This is a genomic window from Paraburkholderia caffeinilytica, from assembly GCF_051027425.1.
GTDB classification, from domain to species: domain Bacteria; phylum Pseudomonadota; class Gammaproteobacteria; order Burkholderiales; family Burkholderiaceae; genus Paraburkholderia; species Paraburkholderia caffeinilytica_A.
On sequence record NZ_CP186552.1, the window covers coordinates 864702 to 884205 of the forward strand.

Consider the following 19504-nt stretch of genomic DNA (forward strand, 5'->3'; position numbering starts at 1 on the left):
CATCCAGTTCAGAGGACGGCGGCGCGCCGGCCGTCCAGATAAACGTGTGAATTAAAACTTGAAGCGCGGCGGCTGCACGGCATTGATCAGCGGCTCGACATAAGTTTCGAACACGTCGGCAATGCGGTATTGCTTCTCGTCGATCCGCGTGATGATCTGCGCCTTCATGACCGGCGCGGTGCCGACGAAAGCCGCCAGACGGCCGCCGACTTTCAGATGTTCGAGGATTTCCTGCGGCAGCACCGGCAGGCCGCCCGACACGCAGATCACGTCGTACGGCGCGGCGTTGGCCCAGCCGCGCGAGGCGTCGCCGGTCACGACTTCGGCGTTCAGCACGCCGTTGGCGATCAGGTTGTTCTTCGCCAGTTCAGCCAGTTCCGGTTCGATGTCGACCGTCAGCACGTGCTGCGCGCGGTGTGCAAGCAGCGCGGCCATGTAACCCGAGCCGGCGCCGATTTCGAGCACGCTTTCGTGTTTCTTCACCGCCAGTTCCTGCAGCACGCGCGCTTCGACGCGCGGCGCCAGCATGTGTTGGCCGGCCGGCAGCGGCACTTCGAAGTCGACGAAGGCCAGATCGCGATAGACGGTGGGGACGAAGTTTTCACGCTTGACGATCGAGAGCAGATTCAGCACGTCCTGGTCGAGCACTTCCCAGGGGCGGATCTGCTGTTCGATCATGTTGAAACGCGCTTGCTCGATGTTCATGGTGGATTCGGCAGTGTGGTTTGGCGAGTTTGCGATTCGTTTGCCGCTGGCCGGCGGTCTCGGGATGCGACTCCGGGGTACAGCGCCGGGGTACAGCACAATACAAAGCAGGCCACGGCAGGGTAACTGCGGGATTGTACCAAATGACGGCGCGAATCCACGCCGCCGCGGGCAGTCCGCCGCCGGGCCGCGACCTGGGTCGACTCCCATCATGCCAGCCTGACCCCGTGTTAATCCCTAGCGATCCGTCCTTGCGATTCCCGCTTTCATCGCGCAAAAATGTAATCGATTACATTTTCAGGGCGAATTCCACTTGTCCAAGTCGTTGTCCAAAGCGGCTCCCGCGAAATCGAAGACGCGCCAGCAGCCCGAGGCTCAGCCGCTACGGCCGGCGGAGGGCCTTTCGATTGCCCAGGTGGCGGAGCAGGCGGGCGTCTCGGTGGCGACCGTGTCGCGCGTGCTGAACGGCCACGAGAACGTGCGGCCCGCCACGCGCGACAAGGTATTGGCGGCCGTCGACGCCAGCGGCTACCGCGTCAACGAACTCGCGCGCAATCTGCGCACCGCCGAAAGCCGCCTGCTGCTGACCATGGTGCCCGACGTCGGCAATCCGTTTTACGCGGAGATCGTGCGTGGCATCGACAGCGTGGCGCGCCAGCACGGCTATTTCATGCTGCTCTGCGACACAGGCGCGGACCCGGGACGCGAGCGCAGCTATTTCGATCTGCTGCGCCGCCGCCGCGCGGACGGCGCGATCTGCCTCGATCCCGCCACCATCCAGCAGGCGCTCGGCGAGGCATCCAGTGCGCTGCCGTGGGTGGCGTGCTGCGAGTTCGATCCGGAGATGGGCGTGCCGTACGTCGGCATCGACAACTATCGGGCAGCGGGCGACGCCGTGCGGCATCTGCTCGCGCGCGGCCACCGGCGCATCGGGCTGATCAATTCGGATGTCGACTACCTGTATGCGCGGCAGCGTCAGCAGGGTTATCTGGATGCGTTGACCGAAGCCGGCATCACGCCGGACGAGGCCTGGCGCATGAACCTGAACAGTCTCGACTATGAAGCGGGCGCATCGGCGGCGGCCTTGCTGATGCAACAACCGCATGCATCCAACGCGGCGCCGAGCGCCATTTTCGCCGTCTCCGACACGCTGGCGATCGGCGTGATCCACGGTTTGCGCAACGTCGGCAAGCGCGTGCCGGACGATGTCGCGGTGGTCGGTTTCGACGATATTTCGCTTGCCGCGCAAATCGATCCGCCGCTGACCACCATCGCCCAGCCGATGCGCGAACTCGGCGAAACCGCCGCGCGGCTCCTGCTGCAACGGCTCGCGAATCCGTTGGCAAATGTGCCGGGCGTGCTGCTGCCGCATCGGCTCGTGATCCGCAGGAGCGCGTAAGCCATGAGTCTCGCCATTCGCTTCGACGATATCCGCAAAGACTTCGGGCCGGTGCGTGTGCTGCACGGCGTGAGCTTCGAACTGGCGCCGGGGCGCATCTACGGTTTGCTTGGCGAGAACGGCGCAGGCAAGTCGACGCTGATGAAAATCCTCGCCGGCTACGAAACGGCGACCTCGGGCACCTTGCTGGTCGACGGCCACGCGCAGCAGTTCATCGGTTCACGCGACGCGGAAGCCGCCGGCATCGTCTTGATTCACCAGGAGTTCAATCTCGCCGAGCATCTGACGATCGCGCAGAACATGTATCTCGGCCATGAGAAAAAACGCGGCTGGTTCGTCGACGACGCGGCAATGCGCGTCGAGGCCGCGCGTTTTCTCGCGCAGGTCGGCCTCGAGAAAGCGCCGGATACGAAGGTGCGCGAATTGATCGTCGCGGAAAAGCAGATGGTGGAGATCGCCAAGGCGTTGTCGCGCCGCGCGCGTCTGCTCATCATGGACGAGCCGACTGCCACGCTCACGCCCTCGGAAACCGAACGCCTCTTCACGCTGATGGCGAAGCTGAAAGCCGATGGCGTGACCATCGTCTACATCTCGCACAAGCTGGATGAAGTGGAGCGCATCACCGACGAAGTAATCGTGATGCGCGACGGCCGCTTTGTCGCGCGCGGTGAAACGGCGGGACTTGCGCGGCAGCAGATGGCGAACCTGATGGTCGGGCGCGATGTGTCGGATATGTTCCCCGACAAGATCACGGTGCCCGCTGATGCACCGATCGCGTTGAAAGTGGAAGGCCTCGCCGTACCGGACTGGGTCGAAGACCTGAGCTTCGACGTGCGCGCCGGCGAAGTGCTGGGTTTTGCTGGCCTCGTCGGTGCGGGCCGCACTGAAGCGTTCGAAGCGATCATCGGTTTACGCAAACGCACGGCAGGACGCATCGAGATCGCCGGCCGCCGCGCCGATCTGAAGAGCCCACGCGACGCCATGCGCCACGGCCTCACGTATCTGAGCGAAGACCGTAAAGGCAAAGGCCTGCATGTGAATCTAAGCCTGCAGGACAACGTCACGCTAATGACGCTCGAACGCTACGCGCATCCCTTGCTCGATTTGAAAGCGGGGCGTGTGGCATTGACCAAAGCCGTGAGCGACTTCGGCATTCGCACGGGCGATCTGTCGAGCCGCGCGCGCATGCTTTCCGGCGGCAATCAGCAGAAGCTCGCGCTCGCCAAGTTCCTGCAGCCCGATCCGAACGTGATCGTGCTCGACGAGCCGACTCGCGGCGTCGATGTCGGCGCGAAACGCGACATCTATTTCCTGATCCATCGTCTCGCGGCGCAAGGCCGCGCGGTGATCGTCATTTCATCCGAACTGATCGAGCTGATCGGCCTGTGCCATCGCGTTGCCGTGATGCGCGCGGGACGCCTGCAAACCACGCTCACGCTCGAACATCTGACCGAAGAGGAGTTGATCGCCCATGCGACCGGCACCCACTGAAGCCGTCCAATCCGGCCGCGCGCTGCGCTTCGCGCATCGTCTGTACGCGCTCGGGCCGCTCGTCGGGCTGATTGCACTGTGTATTGTCGGCACGCTGCTCAACCGCGATTTCGCGACGCTCGACAACATGATGAACGTGCTCACGCGTACGTCGTTCATCGGCATCATCGCGGTCGGCATGACCTTTGTGATTATCTCGGGCGGCATCGATCTATCGGTCGGGTCGATGGCGGCGCTGATCGCGGGCAGCATGATCTGGCTGATGAACGGACTCGCTGCCGGTATCGGCGGCCATACGCTTGCGCCCTTGCTGATTCTGACGCTTGGCATTGTGTTCGCGCTGGTGCTCGGCGGTTTGTTCGGTTGCGCGCACGGCCTGCTGATTACCAAAGGACGCATCGAGCCGTTCATCGTCACGCTCGGCACGTTGGGGATTTTTCGCGCGGTGCTGACCTGGCTCGCTGATGGCGGCGCGCTGACGCTGGATAACTCGCTGTCCGACTTGTATGGGCCGGTTTACTACGCGAGCTTCTTCGGCGTGCCGGTGCCGATCTGGGTGTTTCTTGTGGTTGCAGCAGGTGGCGCACTGATCCTCAATCGCACCGCGTTCGGCCGCCATGTGCAGGCGATCGGTTCGAACGAACAGGTCGCACGGTATGCCGCGATTCGCGTCGATACCGTGAAGATCGTCACGTATGTACTGCTCGGTATTTGCGTCGGCGTGGCGACGGTTCTTTACGTGCCGCGGCTTGGTTCAGCTACGCCTACTACCGGGCTGCTTTGGGAGCTTGAAGCGATTGCATCGGTGGTGGTGGGCGGCACGGCGCTCAAAGGCGGCGAGGGGCGTGTGATCGGCACGGTGATCGGCGCGATTCTGTTGTCGGTGATTGCCAATATTCTGAATCTGACCAGCATCATCAGCGTGTATCTGAACGCGGCGGTGCAGGGCGTGGTGATTATCTTCGTCGCGTTCGTGCAACGCGGACGGAGGTAGGTGGTGAGTAGTGGGCGTTGAGCTTCAAGGAATACAACGGCAAGTTCGAGAACCGGGGCGCATGAACGCCTCATAAACGCAACGGTGTTGCATGGGACCAGAGTAAGCGCTAAAGCGCCAACTCTGGTCGACACAGGAGACAGAACCATGAAGCAGGTCATTCGAGCGGTCGGCGCCGGCATGCTGGCGTTGGGAATACTGGGCACGGCAGGTGTCGCGCGTGCCGATGAAAAAGTCACGCTGGGCGTCGCGATTCCGACAGCCGACCACGGCTTTACGGGCGGCATCGTCTGGTGGGCGAACAAGGCGAAAACCGATCTGGAGAAAGCCCATCCCGATCTGAAAGTGATCGTGAAGACCGCGGCCGGCGCGCCCGAACAGGCGAACCAGTTGCAGGATCTGGTGACGGTGAACAAGATCAACGCACTGGTGATTTTCCCGTTCGAATCGGCTTCGCTGACACAGCCGGTCGCTCAGGTGAAGAAGAAAGGTGTGTACGTGACGGTGGTCGATCGTGGCCTGACGGATACCAGTGCCCAGGACGCCTACGTTGCGGGCGACAACACCGCGTTCGGCAAAATCCCCGCCGAGTATCTGGCGAAGGAGTTGGGCGGCAAAGGCAACATCGTTGCGTTGCGCGGCATTCCCACCACACTCGACAACGAACGCTGGACCGCGTTCACGAACGTGATCAAGAACTATCCGGAGATGAAGATCCTCGACGGCAAGTACGCGAACTGGAATCGTGACGACGCGTTCAAGGTGATGCAGGACTATCTCACGCGCTTCAAGCACATCGACGCAGTCTGGGCCGCCGACGACGACATGGCCGTAGGTGTCCTCAAGGCGATCGAGCAGGCCAAGCGCACTGACATCAAGATCGTGTTCGGCGGCGCGGGGTCGAAGGGCATGGTGAAGAATGTGATGGACGGTGCGCCGATGATCAAGGCAGACGTGTCGTACTCGCCGAAATTCATCTACGACGCGATCAAGCTCACTGCCGAAGCGCGCTTGAAGGGCGACAAACTGCCGCCGACCACGATCATTCCATCGGTGCTGATCACGAAGGAAAACGCGCAGCAGTTCTATTTTCCCGACTCGCCGTTCTGATCCCGGGCATCCGGAGCGCGCCCGCCGTGCGTCTGCCGAAGAGGCATGACAGGCGCGCCATAGTTCGAGGAACCGTACGATGAAAACCATCAAAGGGCCGGCGATCTTTCTGGCCCAGTTCATGGGCGACGAGGTGCCGTTCGACAACCTCGCGCATCTGGCGGGCTGGGCGGCGAGCCTCGGTTTCAAGGGGATTCAGGTGCCGTGCGATACGCGCCTGATCGATCTCGAACAGGCCGCGGCGAGTCAGACGTATTGCGACGAGCTGCGCGAGGTCGCGGACGACGCCGGCGTGACGATCACCGAACTGTCGACGCATCTGCAAGGGCAACTCGTTGCCGTGCATCCGGCGTATGACACGTTGTTCGATGGCTTTGCGGCGTCGCATGTACGCGGCAATCCTGCTGCGCGCACGCAGTGGGCGATTGAGCAGATGAAGCTCGCAGCGAAGGCTTCGCAACGTTTGGGTCTCGACACGCATGTGTCGTTTTCCGGTGCGCTGGCGTGGCCGTATTTATACCCATGGCCGCAGCGTCCGGCAGGTTTGATAGAAGCGGCGTTCGACGAACTCGCGCGCCGCTGGACGCCGATTCTCGATGCGTTCGACGAAGTCGGCGTCGACGTATGCTACGAGCTGCATCCTGGCGAGGACCTGCACGACGGCGTGACCTTCGAGCGCTTTCTGGATGCGGTGAAGCAACACCCGCGTGCGAACATCCTCTACGACCCGAGCCATTTCGTCTTGCAGCAACTCGACTACCTGGCGTTCATCGACATCTATCACGAACGCATCAAGGCGTTCCACGTGAAGGACGCGGAGTTCCGTCCGAACGGCAAGCAAGGCGTGTATGGCGGCTATAGCGGCTGGGTCGAGCGCGCGGGGCGTTTCCGCTCGCTGGGTGACGGGCAGATCGATTTCGGCGCGGTCTTCTCGAAGATGGCGCAATACGATTTTCCGGGCTGGGCAGTGCTGGAATGGGAGTGCGCGCTGAAGCATCCACAGGACGGCGCGCGCGAAGGCGCGGAGTTCATTCGCCGGCACATCATTCGCGTGGCCGAACATGCCTTCGACGATTTCGCGGGCAGCGGCGTGGATGCGGAGCAGCTAAAACGTGTGCTTGGCATTTGACGGCGATCTGAATATCTGAAGGCGCGTGGGTTGCAAGTTGAGTGCAAGTTGACTGCGAGTGGGCCATGAAACGAATAAAGCAGATCGCAACGGAGTGAAGGCGATGCCACAAAGAAGACTCAGGCTCGGCATGGTCGGCGGCGGGCAGGGCGCGTTCATCGGCGCGGTGCATCGGATCGCGGCGCGGCTCGACGATCGGTTCGAACTGGTGGCGGGCGCGTTGTCGTCCGACCCGCAGCGTGCGCAAGCGAGCGCGGCAGAGGCCGGTATCGCACGCAGCTATGCGGACTGGCGCGAGATGGCGCATGCCGAAGCCGCGCGCGACGACGGGATCGATGCGGTCGCGATCGTCACGCCGAATCATCTGCATGCGCCGGTGGCGACGGCTTTTCTCGAAGCCGGCATCCATGTGGTGTGCGACAAACCATTGGCGATTTCGTTGGCGGAAGGCGAGGCGCTGGCGAAGCTTGCTCGCGAGAAGAACAGGTTGTTTGCGCTGACACACACGTATTCCGGTTATCCGCTGGTGCGCCATGCTCGCGAGCTCGTCGAAAGAGGTGCGCTCGGTGAAATACGCGTGGTGCAAGTCGAATACGCGCAGGACTGGCTGGCTGAACCGATAGAAGCGAGTGGCACGAACAAACAGGCGGGTTGGCGCACGGATCCGTCGTTGGCGGGTCCAGCAGGTTGTCTCGGCGATATCGGCACGCATGCGTATCACCTCGCTGCCTTCATCACGGGGATGACGCCGTCGTCGCTATCCGCCGAGTTGCATACGTTCGTGCCAGGACGCCGTATCGACGACCACGTACAGGCGATGCTGCGCTATTCGAACGGCGCGCGCGGCATGCTGTGGGCGAGCCAGGTGGCGAGCGGCGCGGAGAATGCGCTAAGTCTGCGGGTATATGGCACGAAGGCCAGTTTGAGCTTCGATCAGGAGAATCCGAACGAATTGTGGTTCACGCCACTGGGTGGTTCGGCTGAGTGCCTGACGCGCGGACGTGTGACAAGTGCGATCGCGGCGCATGCGACGCGTGTGCCGCAGGGGCATCCGGAGGGCTATCTGGAAGCGTTCGCGCAGTTGTACAAAGATGCAGCGCTACAGATCGAAGCGCTGAACGCGGGGCAACCATTGCCCGCCGAAAGTCTGTTGCTCACAACGGTGGATGACGGTGTAGCGGGCCTGCGTTTTGTCGATGCGGTGTTGGCAAGCAGCGCGGCGGACGGTCAATGGAAAGAGATTGCGAATGGTTGAGCGTAGTGGCTGAGCCCGCTGAGCTTGGGGTCGGTATGGCTCAGCCGCTGCTGACGCTAAAAGCCCTGTCTTGGCGTTTCACGTCCCCAGCCACCCTTGCTTTTGCTTGGGGTCAGTATGGCTCAGCCGCCGCTGACGCTAAAAGCCTTGCCTTGGCGTTTCATGTCCTCCAGCCACGTACTCAACCGCCCTTGCTTTTCTTGATCTGCTCTTCAAACGCGATATCGAGCTTGCTCGCCTTGCGCGGTTTCGGCGGCCCGAAACCGTCGACGAATTTGACGAAATCGTCGAGCGTCAGCGGATCGGAAACTTTCTTGTCCGTGCCGCTCGATTTGTCGACGAGATAAAACAACCCGCCGGACAGGCTGATCGCGGCGAACTGCGGATTGCCGCTGCGGGTTTTCAGCCGTTCGACGGCATGGATGGCTCGGGTGGTACGCATGGTGTGGGGAACGGCAAATTGAAGGGTGCACTTTAACAGTAATCCGCGCGCCGCCTGGTGCGGGCAGAGGCCCGGGTGGTGAGCTGGAAGTCCGTACGATTTTATGGTGCATTCATAAAATCGTACACGAGCAAGCCATGCCATGCCGCGGCCCGCTCGAACGGAGCGAGACCCGGCACGCACATGCTACTCACTGACTCAAATAAACGAACTTGCCGTTCCTGATGATGCCCATCACGCTCGCACGCTGATCCAGGCCGACGTGGTCCTTCGGGCTCGTATTGACCACACCGTTCGGCACGACCAGTTCATGCGCGTGCTCCAGTTCGTCGCGCAGCGCAACGCGGAAAGCCGGCGTGCCCGGTTGTGCCGTCTTCAATGCACGTGCCACCGCATCCTGCAAACGCGGATATACACCTGCCGCATCGCCTGCAAATTGCGTCACGCTGCCGGGGCCGAACTTCGCTTCATACTCGTTGGTGAACGCGAGCGCCGCCTTCTTCGCCGGATGATCGGCCGGCAGCGTGCGCGCGACTACAACCGGCTGTGTTGGGAACAGCGTGCCTTCCACGTCCTTGCCGCCTAGCTTGATGAACTCGGGTGTGGCGATGCCGTGCGTCTGATAGATCGGACCTTTGAAGCCGCGCTCGATCAGCGTGCGCTGCGGCAGCACGGTCGGCGTGCCCGCCCCGGCGATCAGGATCGCGTCGGGTTTGGCGGCCATCACCTTGAGGACCTGGCCGGTGACGCTGGCGTCGGTGCGGTTATAGCGTTCGGTGGCCACCAGCTGGATGTGACGCAAAGCTGCGAACTTGCTGAACTCGTTGAGCCAGCTCTCGCCGTAGCCATCCGCGAAACCGATGAAGCCCACCGTCTTCACGTTGTGGTTCGACATGTAACGCGTCATCACGTCGGCCATCGCGCTGTCGGTCAGCGCCATCTTGTAGGCCCACACCTTCTTGCCTTCCTGCGGCTCGACCACACTTGCCGAGCCAATCAGCGTGATCATCGGCGTCTGGCTCTCGGCAACCGGATCGAGTGCGGCCATTGCGGCTGGCGTGATATTCGGGCCGACGATCACGTCGACATGGTCTTCATTGATCAGCTTGCGGATGTTGCGCACCGCGTTGCCCGGGTCCGAAGCGTCGTCGAGGAAAATGTAATCGGCTTTCTGGCCGGCGATCGTGGCCGGCCACATCAGCATCGCGTTCTTGCTCGTGATGCCGATCACGGCCGCGGGGCCGGTGCTCGACAGGTCGATGCCGACCTTGATGTCGGCTTGCGCTGCGGTGGCGAGCAAGAGCGCGCCGAGAGCGGCGAGGCCGCTGATCTTTTTCTTATACGACTTCATTGAAGGGTCTCCGTAGCGGGATGCGTGGTGATGTCAAAGTTCGTAGGTTTCGTGTTCGCCTTTGAGCGCCTGTTCGATCAGCTTGCGATTCATGCTCGGCGACAGCAGTTCGACCAGCGTATACACATAGCTGCGCAGATAGGCGCCCTGTTTCAGCGCGACCCGCGTCACATTGCTGCCGAACAGATGCCCGACCGGCATCGCGCGCAAATGACGGTCGCGCTCGGGGTTGAACGCGATATCCGCCATGATGCCGACGCCCAGACCCAGTTCCACATAGGTCTTGATCACGTCGGCGTCGATCGCTTCCAGCACGATGTCCGGATGCAGCCCGCGTAGACGGAACGCCTCGTTGATCTTGGTGCGGCCGGCGAACGCGTTGTCGTAGGTAATCAGCGGATATTGGGTCAGATCATCCAACGACAAAAGTTTGCGGTCGAGCAGCGGATGATCCGGCTGCATCACGGCAACGTGGTGCCACTGGAAGCAGGGCAGCGAGACCAGCTCCTTATAGTTGGCGATCGCTTCGGTGGCGATGGCCAGATCGGCCTGGTCGTGAATCACCATTTCGGCGACCTGGGTCGGGCTGCCTTGCAGAATTGAAAGGTGAACTTTGGGGAAGCGCTTCTTGAATTCGGCGATGGCGGCCGGAAGTGAGTAGCGCGCCTGCGTGTGGGTGGCGGCGATCACCAGATTGCCCTGATCCTGCGCCGCGTAATCTTTACCGACCCGCTTGAGGCTCTCGACTTCCTGCAAAATCCGCTCAACCGACTGAAGAATGATGCGTCCCGGCTCGGTCAGCGAGCGCACGCGCTTGCCATGCCGCGTGAAGATTTCGACGCCCAGCTCGTCTTCCAGCTCGATGATCGCCTTGGAAACGCCCGGCTGGCTTGTATACAGGGCTTTGGCCGCTTCGGTCAGGTTGAAATTCTGCCGCACAGCCTCGCGGACGAAGCGGAATTGATGCAGGTTCATATATAACCTCTCCGCATATAAAAAGAATTTTTTAGTCGTTTGAAATATAAGGCGAGTTTATTACGATCTGTCCATCTTTTTCAATATGGATATCTGTATTTGTCATAAGCAAATGAGAGATAGGTCTAAACCCTAGCTCGCAGGCGCTGACAAAGAGGGGTGTCCGGAGCGCGGCGCAACCGGAGCGTCGTGTGTAACGCAAAAAAATTGGGGTCCCCGAATGTACCAATACGATCAGTACGACCAGACCATCGTCGATGAACGGGTTGCGCAATACGCCGATCAGGTTCGCCGCCGCTTGTCGGGCGAATTGAGCGAAGAGGAGTTCCGTCCGCTGCGCCTGCAGAACGGCCTGTACATGCAGCGCCATGCGTACATGCATCGCATCGCGATTCCGTACGGCAATCTGCGCAGCGACCAGATGCGCGTGCTGGCCCAGATCGCGCGTGAACACGACCGCGGCTACGGCCACTTTTCGACGCGCTCGAACATCCAGTACAACTGGATCCAGCTCGAAGAAACGCCGGAAATCCTGCGCAAGCTTGCAGCGGTGCAGATGCACGGCATCCAGACTTCGGGCAACTGTATCCGTAACATCACGGCCGACCAGTTCGCAGGCGTAGCGCCGGATGAAGTGGTCGATCCGCGTCCGTGGGCCGAAATCCTGCGCCAATGGTCGACGTTCCACCCGGAATTCGCATGGCTGCCGCGTAAGTTCAAGATCGCCGTGTCGGGTTCGAAGGAAGACCGCGCTGCCGTGCAGATTCACGACATGGGCGTGTATCTGAAGAAGAACGAGCAGGGCGAGCTGGTGGCCGACATTCTGGCCGGCGGCGGCATGGGCCGTACGCCGATCATCGGCGCGATCATCCGCAAGGATCTGCCGTGGCAACACCTGCTGACGTACTGCGAAGCCGTGCTGCGCGTGTACAACCGCTATGGCCGCCGCGACAACATCTACAAGGCGCGGATCAAGATTCTCGTGAAGGCGTTGAGCCCGGAGAAATTCTCGGCACAAGTCGAAGAAGAATGGCAACACCTGAAGGACGGTCCTTCGACGCTCACGCAAGCGGAAGTCGACCGCGTGTCGCAATACTTCCAGCCGCCGGTGTATGAAAAGCTGGCCGACACGGATGCGTCGTTCGAAAAGCATCTGCTGGAAAACCGTGCGTTTGCCCGCTGGGTCGAACGTAACGTGCGTCCGCACAAGGTGTCGGGTTATTCGTCGGTCACGCTGTCGCTGAAGCCGACCACGATCGCCCCGGGCGATGCCACCGACGCGCAGATGGAAGCGGTCGCCGATTGGGCCGATGAATACTCGCTCGGCGAGATCCGCGTGTCGCACGAACAGAACCTGATTCTCGCGAACGTGAAGAAGCACGACCTGTTCGCGCTGTGGGAAAAGGCCAAGGCGCAAGGTTTCGCTACGCCGAATATCGGCTTGCTGACCGACATCATCGCGTGCCCGGGCGGCGATTTCTGCTCGCTGGCGAACGCGAAGTCGATTCCGATTGCGCTGGCGATCCAGGAACGCTTCAACGATCTCGACTACGTGTACGACCTCGGCGACGTGTCGCTGAATATCTCGGGCTGTATCAATGCTTGCGGTCACCACCACGTCGGCAACATCGGCATTCTGGGCGTCGATAAGGACGGCTCGGAGTGGTATCAGGTGACGCTCGGCGGTGAGCAGGGTACGGGCGCCACCGGTGCTCACCTCGGCCGCGTGATCGGCCCGTCGTTCTCGGCGGAAGAAATGCCGGACGTGATGAGCAAAGTGATCGACACGTTCGTGGAGAATCGCCACGAAGGCGAGCGCTTCATCGAAACGTACAACCGCATCGGCATCACCCCGTTCAAGGAACGTGTGTACGCCTCGCGTCAACCGGCTCACGCGTAACCGCGAAAAGGATACTGAACAGATGACTTCTATCATCAAGAACCGCGCGATCGTCAACGATGACTGGACGGTGGTGCGCGCCGCTGAAGACGGCACGCTGCCCGCAGTGAACGACTTGCCGGCCGGCAAAGTGCTGGTGCCGCTCGCGCTGTGGCAAGCTTCCCGCGATGCGCTGATCGCATCGCGCAGCACGGCTGAAATCGGCGTGTGGCTCGCGCCGGATAGCGAACCGGCGGATATCGTCGGCGACTTCGACACGATCGCGCTGATCGGCGTGGACTTCCCCGTGTTCCGCGACGGCCGTGGCTATAGCATCGGCCGCCTGTTGCGCGAGCGTTATGGCTACAAGGGCGAACTGCGCGCGATCGGCGATGTGCTGCGCGATCAGCTGGCGTTCATGTTCCGCTGCGGCTTCGACGCGTATGCATTGCGTTCGGACAAAGACTTCGACGACGCACTGAAGGCGTTCGACGAATTCAGCTTCAACTATCAGGGCGCGGTGAACTCGTCGCCGCTGTTCCGCCGCCGCGAAGCAGGCGAACTGGCAAAGGTCCCGGCATGAGCGGCGTCCAATCGCTCACGCCGGAACTCGCTGCGAAGGTCGAGCGCCTCGATGCGCTGCTCGACTCGATCGCCGCGCGTCACGCGAATGTGAAGCTCGCCAGCAGCCTTGCAGCGGAAGACATGCTGCTCACGCACGCGATTCTCTCGCGTGGCGTGAAGATCGGTATCTTCTCGCTGAACACGGGCCGTCTGCATGCGGAAACCGTCGGCATGCTCGACCGCGTGAAAGAGCGCTACGGGTATGATATCGAGCAATTTCATCCGCAAGCTGCGGCGGTTGAAGAGTATGTCGGCTCGCACGGTCTGAACGCGTTTTACGAAAGCGTCGATCTGCGCAAGCGTTGCTGCGAAATCCGCAAGGTCGAACCGCTGAACCGTGCGCTGTCGGATGTCAGCGCATGGGTGACGGGCCAACGCCGCGAACAGTCGGTGACGCGTGCCGAATTGCATGCGGAAGAGCACGACGCCGCGCGCAACATCGCCAAGTTCAATCCGCTGACGGACTGGACCGAAGCCGAAGTGTGGGACTATCTGAAAGCGTTCGACGTGCCGGTCAATCCGCTGCATGCGCGCGGTTACCCGAGCATCGGCTGTGAGCCTTGTACGCGTGCGATCCGTCCCGGTGAAGACAGCCGGGCAGGGCGCTGGTGGTGGGAGTCGCGCGATACGAAGGAATGCGGGCTGCATATCACGACGATTACGCCGATTCCCTTCAACCGCAGCGAAAACGCGCCGGCATGAAACATTCAGGCGGTTCAGGCCTTGGCTTTTGGCCTGAACGCCGCACATAACGTTTTGAATAGTTCCGCCTGGGCGAGCAACCGCTTGCCAGGCGAATCAACGAAGGACCCAAACATGAGCACCACGCTCGATTCCACTGTGAATGCACCGCTTGCCAACACGGCGAACCGGATGGACCACCTCGATTGGCTCGAAGCCGAGTCGATTCACATCCTGCGCGAACTGGTTGCCGAATGCAGTAAGCCCGCGCTGCTGTTTTCGGGCGGCAAGGATTCGGTCGTGGTGCTGCACCTCGCACTGAAGGCCTTCGGCATCGGCGCGAATCGCAAGACCGTGCTGCCGTTCCCGCTCGTGCATATCGACACCGGCCACAACTACGAAGAAGTGATCGACTTCCGCGATCGCCGCGCGAAAGAGATCGGCGCGGAACTGGTGGTGGGTCACGTCGAAGATTCGATCAAGCGCGGCACCGTGCGTCTGCGCCGCGAAACGGATTCGCGCAACGCTGCGCAAGCCGTGACGCTGCTCGAAACGATCGCTGAACATGAGTACACCGCGTTGATCGGCGGCGCGCGCCGCGACGAAGAAAAAGCCCGTGCAAAAGAGCGGATTTTCTCGTTCCGTGACGAATTCGGCCAATGGGATCCGAAGGCGCAGCGCCCGGAACTGTGGAGCCTGTATAACGCGCGTCTGCATAACGGCGAACACCTGCGCGTGTTCCCGATCTCGAACTGGACCGAACTCGACGTGTGGCAATACATCGCGCGCGAACAGCTCGAACTGCCGTCGATCTATTACGCGCATCAACGCGAGATCGTGCGCCGCAACGGCCTGCTCGTGCCGGTCACGCCGCTTACGCCGATGCGTGAAGGCGAGACCAGCGAAACCGCGCTGGTGCGTTTCCGCACCGTGGGCGATATCAGCTGCACGTGCCCGGTGGAAAGCGATGCCGACGATCTCGAGAAGATCATCGCCGAAACGGCCGTGACCGAAATCACGGAACGCGGCGCGACGCGGATGGACGATCAGGTTTCCGAAGCCGCGATGGAACAGCGTAAGAAGCAAGGTTATTTCTAATATGGGACTGGAGTTAGTGCTTCGCCCTAACTCCGATCGACCGCAACAAGTTGCATGGGATCGGAGTAAGCGTTGAAACGCTAACTTCGATCGACAGAGGGCAAGACAATCATGAGCGGTATTCACCAACCAGAAGACCTCGGCGTGCTGCGTTTTATCACTGCGGGTAGCGTCGACGACGGCAAGAGCACGTTGATCGGCCGCTTGCTGTACGACAGCAAGGCGGTGTTGAGCGACCAGCTCTCGGCACTGTCGCGCGCGAAGAATAAGCGTACCGTGGGCGACGAAATCGATTTGTCGCTGTTGACGGACGGCCTCGAAGCCGAACGCGAACAAGGCATCACGATTGACGTCGCGTACCGTTACTTCGCTACGGCCAAGCGCAAGTTCATCATTGCCGACACGCCGGGCCACGAGCAGTACACGCGCAACATGGTGACGGGTGCATCGACCGCGCATGCAGCGATCATTCTGGTCGACGCAACGCGTGTGACGTTCATCGACGGTGTCGCGCAACTGCTGCCGCAAACCAAGCGTCACAGCGCGCTCGTGAAGCTGCTCGGCCTGCAGCACGCGATCGTCGCGATCAACAAGATGGACCTCGTCGACTACAGCGAAACGCGCTTCAACGAGATCCGCGATGCGTATGTCGAACTCGCGCGTCAACTCGGCCTGAACGATGTGCGCTTCGTGCCGGTGTCGGCGCTGAAGGGCGACAACATCGTGACGGCGAGCGAAAGCATGCCGTGGTACGCAGGCGAGCCGCTGCTCGATTTGCTCGAAGCATTGCCGGTCGAAATTCCGACGGGTCAGGCACTGCGCTTTCCGGTGCAATGGGTGGCGCGTCAGGACGGTAGCCAGGCTGACGATTTCCGCGGTTACATGGGCCGTGTCGAAGCGGGTGAAGTGAGAGTGGGCGACACGATCGTCGTGCTGCCGGCGAATCGCGAAGCGACGGTTGCCGAAATCATCGCCCCGGTAACGGGCGGTACGGCAGCGGTGGACCGTGCGTTTGCCGGTCAAACCGTGACGATCCGTCTGGCGGAAGACGTCGACGTGTCGCGCGGCGATACCTTCGTGCTGCGCGAAGCAGCGCCGGAACCGGCGAAGAAACTGGAAGCCGACCTGTGCTGGTTCGACGACACGCCGCTGTCGACGCAACGCAAATATCTGTTGAAGCAGACCACCAACACGGTGTTCGCGCGGATCGGTGCGATCAAGGAAGTGCTCGACGTGCATACGCTGTCGCAGGCGACCGATCGCAAGGAACTGACGATGAACGACATCGGCCGCGTTGCGCTGACGTTGCAGAAGCCGCTGGTGTGCGACGTGTACGACTCGCACCAGGGCACGGGTGCATTTGTGCTGATCGACGAAGCGACGCATCACACGGTTGCCGCTGGGATGATTCGGGCGTTTTCGGCGTAAGCGATTGGGGCTTGGCCGCGCACCGCAGGTGCCTTAACGAACAGGTTGATGCAAATGGGTAAGGTTTATCTGATCGGCGCGGGGCCGGGTGCCGCGGACCTCATTACGGTACGCGGGGCGCGGCTGCTGGGCACGGCTGATGTTGTGTTGCACGACGCGCTGGTTGAGCCGGCCATGCTCGACTATGCGCCTGCTCACGCGCGGCGGATTGCGGTGGGTAAGCGGTGTGGGCAGCTTTCTACGGCGCAGCAGTTCATCAACAAGCAGATTGTGGATGCTGCGCTTGAGCACGATGTGGTGGTGCGTTTGAAGGGTGGCGATCCGATGCTGTTCGGGCGCGCCGATGAAGAGATGCGGGCGCTGGAAGCGACTGGTATCGAGTATGAGGTTGTGCCTGGGATTACCGCTGCGTTGGCTAGTGCGGCTTCGTTGAAGCGGTCTCTTACGTTGCGCGGCGTTTCTCGTAGTGTTGCGTTGGCGACTTTTAGTCGTGCGCCGGGGTCTGAGGAGATTCGCGAGCAGGTTAATGCGGATTCGCTCGTGTTTTATATGGGCCGCGATAGTGGGGTTGAGATTGCGCAGCAGTTGATTGATGCTGGGAAGGGTGTTGGTACGCCGGTGGCGATTGTTGAGGCTTGTAGTACGGAGCGGGAGCGGATGCTCACTCTCACGCTGGAGGAGCTCGCTGCTGGCGAGGCGCAGCGGTGGGTTGATGTTTCGCAGCCTAGTCTTCTGATGATCGGGGAGGCGTTTGCTGCTCGGGAGCAGGTGGGGCGCTCCGCTGAGGGGGTTTTGGTGGCGGCATAAGGGTTTGGTTTTTTGCTTTGGTTTTTGGTTTTTGGCCTTTCCTTGAATTCTTATTGGTTTATTAGCGTCGCCCCTGTGCGGGGCAGGCACCTACTTTTCTTTGCCTGCCGCAAAGAAAAGTAGGCAAAAGAAAGCGGCTCAAACCGCTAATTCTTAAGCGGGTCCCCCGCGCAGTCACGGTAGTGGTGCATCTGGAATCTGTGCTCTCGCACACTCCGCCTCATTGACACAGCAATCATCCTTCCCGTCTCACACTTCGTGCTCGCCGGAAGCGTGTGTTTGCGGTTGCGTTTGCCCAGTCGCGCTTCGCGCGACGTCGTGCTCCTGTCTATCAATTACTCCCGTTCTTTGCCGAAGTTTCTTCGGGGCTGTAGTCCTGTATTCGGGTGGGCGCTTGGGAAAATTCGGAAATGGTGGTTTGGTACGCTCTTTAGCCTGGGCAGGCGATCACTCGCGAAACGATACGTTTTAAACTCAATTCGCCGTCGAGTTATCGATGGCCGGGCTTGGCAGCCTGCATACCACGCACGTACTCCTGTTTCGGCAGGTTGTGCGTCTGTTTCAGCGCGTCCGCTGGCTATGGGCGGGCCGTGATAGGGAGATCTTCGGGTCTGCTGGTTTGCTGTGGTGCCAGTCTGCCAACCGTATCACTGAGCCCGCCCACCACAGCGTAAATTGTGCGTCGGGCGGTCCAGGTAAGTTTCAGGGAGATCGCGCCATGAGTAAATCCGCCAAGAATTCACGAACCACGTCGCGGCCACCGGTTGACGCGCTTCAGTACGAAAAACTCGCGCTGTCTGCTTTCGGACTTGTTGAACGGCAACTAAGCCAACTGGACAAGTTGGTCACGCTTGCGGCTTCGATATTCAGGAGTCCGGCGATAACGCGGGAAGAGAGGCATCGCCAGCGGAAATTGCTGGAGGTGTTGATCGACACCGTCGAGGACTATCAGCGAGAAGTCGAGATTGATCGCGAGTTGTACCAGGTCATCGCGCTTGATGCGAAGGGCGTACCTCAACGCTGTATCACCGCGAAGCACGCAGCGAACCTTCTGGCAAAAACCGCGCAGCCGACACCGAGAACCTGCAAACGCACGCGCACACTGGGCACAATGCACAACAGGCAAGGACGCTTCAAAACGATCACGCGCCCAATCGCGACAGCACACTGACACAAACCCGCGGCACTAGTCAGAACATCAAAACGCGCTAGCGCCTTTTTGAAGTTGTGACTGGCCGGTGCAGTGAGGAGTCAATCAGGAGCAGTGAGGAACCAACCAGGAGATATGACGCCCGGTCGGTTGCGAGGCCCCATCTTTATCCGCTCCCGTCGGTTAGTGATCAGCAGCTCTTAGGGGGAGACGTCTATTCCATTTGCCAGAGGTGCGGAATGTGCGAGAGCACGGATTCCAGATGCACCACTAGCGAGTTGCTGTTTGAGATACCGTGTCGGCGCGCGCAGCGCCGCCGGAAGTATGACTGCCTTGTCACGAACGTGGAATGTGCGAAAGCACAGATTCCAGATGGACCACTACCGCGACTGCGCGGGGGACCCGCTTAAGAGTTAGCGGTGTGAGCTGCTTTCTTTTGCCTACTTTTCTTTGCAGCAGGCAAAGAAAAGTAGGTGCCTGCCCCGCACAGGGGCGACGCTAATAAACCAATAAGAAAACAAGGAAAGGCCAAAGAGCCAAGACCGAAGAGACAGGACCAAAGAGGCAACGCCAAGAACGACCCAACGGGCAAAAAAAACCTCAAACCTGCCGCAGGCAATACTCCGCCACAGCATCCAACACAACCTCATCTTCCCCAACAGCAACAGCACACCTAATCTCGACACCCGGATACAACCCGCGACACCGTTCAACCACCGCAGGCAAATCCTTCCTGACATGCCCGCCTTGCCCAAAAAACACAGGCACAACAGTCACAACAGAACACCCATCGGAGACAAGCGCCCCCACAGCCGTAGGCAAATCCGGCTCCATCAACTCCAGAAAAGCCAGCAAAACCGGCCCAGCGTCAGCATCAGAACCGCGCGCAACCCGCAACTTCTCGGCCAGCCTCTCAAACGGCTCACGCCAGCGCACATCCCGCGCGCCATGCCCAAACAAAACCAACCCATGCGTAGCCATGACAC

General features: G+C 60.8%; 18 protein-coding genes. 13 read left to right on the forward strand and 5 right to left on the reverse strand.

What is annotated here, in order from left to right:
• Positions 1-51: 51 nt before the first annotated feature.
• A complete protein-coding gene (locus tag ACOSV0_RS03780) occupies positions 52-705 on the reverse strand; it encodes a protein-L-isoaspartate O-methyltransferase family protein (RefSeq protein WP_097391616.1) in 654 nt (217 codons plus the stop codon).
• A gap of 313 nt (positions 706-1018) precedes the next feature.
• On the opposite strand from ACOSV0_RS03780, the gene ACOSV0_RS03785 reads away from it, so the two are divergent.
• The 6 genes from ACOSV0_RS03785 (at position 1019) to ACOSV0_RS03810 (ending at position 8083) form a co-directional block, all read left to right on the forward strand.
• Positions 1019-2104 carry a LacI family DNA-binding transcriptional regulator gene (locus ACOSV0_RS03785; protein WP_434108830.1) on the forward strand — a complete coding sequence of 362 codons (1086 nt, stop codon included), beginning with the start codon at positions 1019-1021 and terminating at the stop codon, positions 2102-2104.
• A 3-nt stretch (positions 2105-2107) separates the two neighbouring features.
• Positions 2108-3595, forward strand: a complete 1488-nt coding sequence (locus ACOSV0_RS03790) for a sugar ABC transporter ATP-binding protein (protein WP_434108831.1) — start codon at positions 2108-2110, stop codon at positions 3593-3595.
• Positions 3576-4589, forward strand: a complete 1014-nt coding sequence (locus ACOSV0_RS03795) for an ABC transporter permease (protein ID WP_434108832.1) — start codon at positions 3576-3578, stop codon at positions 4587-4589. Before ACOSV0_RS03790 ends, ACOSV0_RS03795 begins: the two co-directional genes overlap by 20 nt.
• Before the next feature lie 147 nt (positions 4590-4736).
• Entirely contained in the window at positions 4737-5699 is a 963-nt protein-coding gene (locus ACOSV0_RS03800) for a substrate-binding domain-containing protein (protein WP_434108833.1), read from the forward strand.
• A 79-nt stretch (positions 5700-5778) separates the two neighbouring features.
• Complete coding sequence (locus ACOSV0_RS03805) at positions 5779-6828, forward strand: sugar phosphate isomerase/epimerase family protein (RefSeq protein WP_434108834.1); 1050 nt, start codon at positions 5779-5781, stop codon at positions 6826-6828.
• A gap of 103 nt (positions 6829-6931) precedes the next feature.
• Complete coding sequence (locus ACOSV0_RS03810; protein ID WP_434108835.1) at positions 6932-8083, forward strand: Gfo/Idh/MocA family protein; 1152 nt, start codon at positions 6932-6934, stop codon at positions 8081-8083.
• Positions 8084-8264: 181 nt separating this feature from the next.
• On the opposite strand, the gene ACOSV0_RS03815 is transcribed toward ACOSV0_RS03810, so the two are convergent.
• From ACOSV0_RS03815 to ACOSV0_RS03825, 3 genes are all read right to left on the reverse strand, one after another.
• On the reverse strand, positions 8265-8525 hold the full coding sequence (locus ACOSV0_RS03815; RefSeq protein ID WP_012432018.1) for a hypothetical protein: 261 nt from the start codon (positions 8523-8525) through the stop codon (positions 8265-8267).
• A 190-nt stretch (positions 8526-8715) separates the two neighbouring features.
• A complete protein-coding gene (locus tag ACOSV0_RS03820; protein ID WP_434108837.1) occupies positions 8716-9876 on the reverse strand; it encodes an ABC transporter substrate-binding protein in 1161 nt (386 codons plus the stop codon).
• 33 nt (positions 9877-9909) lie between these two features.
• Positions 9910-10851 carry a CysB family HTH-type transcriptional regulator gene (locus ACOSV0_RS03825; RefSeq protein ID WP_434108838.1) on the reverse strand — a complete coding sequence of 314 codons (942 nt, stop codon included), beginning with the start codon at positions 10849-10851 and terminating at the stop codon, positions 9910-9912.
• Positions 10852-11071: 220 nt separating this feature from the next.
• On the opposite strand from ACOSV0_RS03825, the gene ACOSV0_RS03830 reads away from it, so the two are divergent.
• From ACOSV0_RS03830 to ACOSV0_RS03860, 7 genes are all read left to right on the forward strand, one after another.
• Positions 11072-12751 carry a nitrite/sulfite reductase gene (locus ACOSV0_RS03830; RefSeq protein WP_434108839.1) on the forward strand — a complete coding sequence of 560 codons (1680 nt, stop codon included), beginning with the start codon at positions 11072-11074 and terminating at the stop codon, positions 12749-12751.
• Positions 12752-12773: 22 nt separating this feature from the next.
• Positions 12774-13313 carry a DUF934 domain-containing protein gene (locus ACOSV0_RS03835; RefSeq protein ID WP_434108840.1) on the forward strand — a complete coding sequence of 180 codons (540 nt, stop codon included), beginning with the start codon at positions 12774-12776 and terminating at the stop codon, positions 13311-13313.
• The gene (locus ACOSV0_RS03840; RefSeq protein ID WP_434108842.1) at positions 13310-14056 is read left to right on the forward strand and encodes a phosphoadenylyl-sulfate reductase; all 747 of its coding nucleotides are present in this window, start codon (positions 13310-13312) and stop codon (positions 14054-14056) included. The genes ACOSV0_RS03835 and ACOSV0_RS03840 overlap by 4 nt, the downstream gene beginning before the upstream one ends.
• Positions 14057-14170: 114 nt before the next feature.
• Complete coding sequence (gene cysD / locus ACOSV0_RS03845) at positions 14171-15133, forward strand: sulfate adenylyltransferase subunit CysD (protein ID WP_434108843.1); 963 nt, start codon at positions 14171-14173, stop codon at positions 15131-15133.
• A gap of 111 nt (positions 15134-15244) precedes the next feature.
• Positions 15245-16561, forward strand: a complete 1317-nt coding sequence (locus ACOSV0_RS03850; protein WP_434108845.1) for a sulfate adenylyltransferase subunit 1 — start codon at positions 15245-15247, stop codon at positions 16559-16561.
• Positions 16562-16615: 54 nt separating this feature from the next.
• Entirely contained in the window at positions 16616-17368 is a 753-nt protein-coding gene (gene cobA / locus ACOSV0_RS03855; protein WP_434110155.1) for a uroporphyrinogen-III C-methyltransferase, read from the forward strand.
• A gap of 718 nt (positions 17369-18086) precedes the next feature.
• Complete coding sequence (locus ACOSV0_RS03860; protein WP_434108847.1) at positions 18087-18539, forward strand: hypothetical protein; 453 nt, start codon at positions 18087-18089, stop codon at positions 18537-18539.
• 579 nt (positions 18540-19118) lie between these two features.
• Here ACOSV0_RS03860 and ACOSV0_RS03865 read toward each other — a convergent pair.
• Positions 19119-19499 carry a sirohydrochlorin chelatase gene (locus tag ACOSV0_RS03865; protein ID WP_434108848.1) on the reverse strand — a complete coding sequence of 127 codons (381 nt, stop codon included), beginning with the start codon at positions 19497-19499 and terminating at the stop codon, positions 19119-19121.
• Positions 19500-19504: the final 5 nt, after the last annotated feature.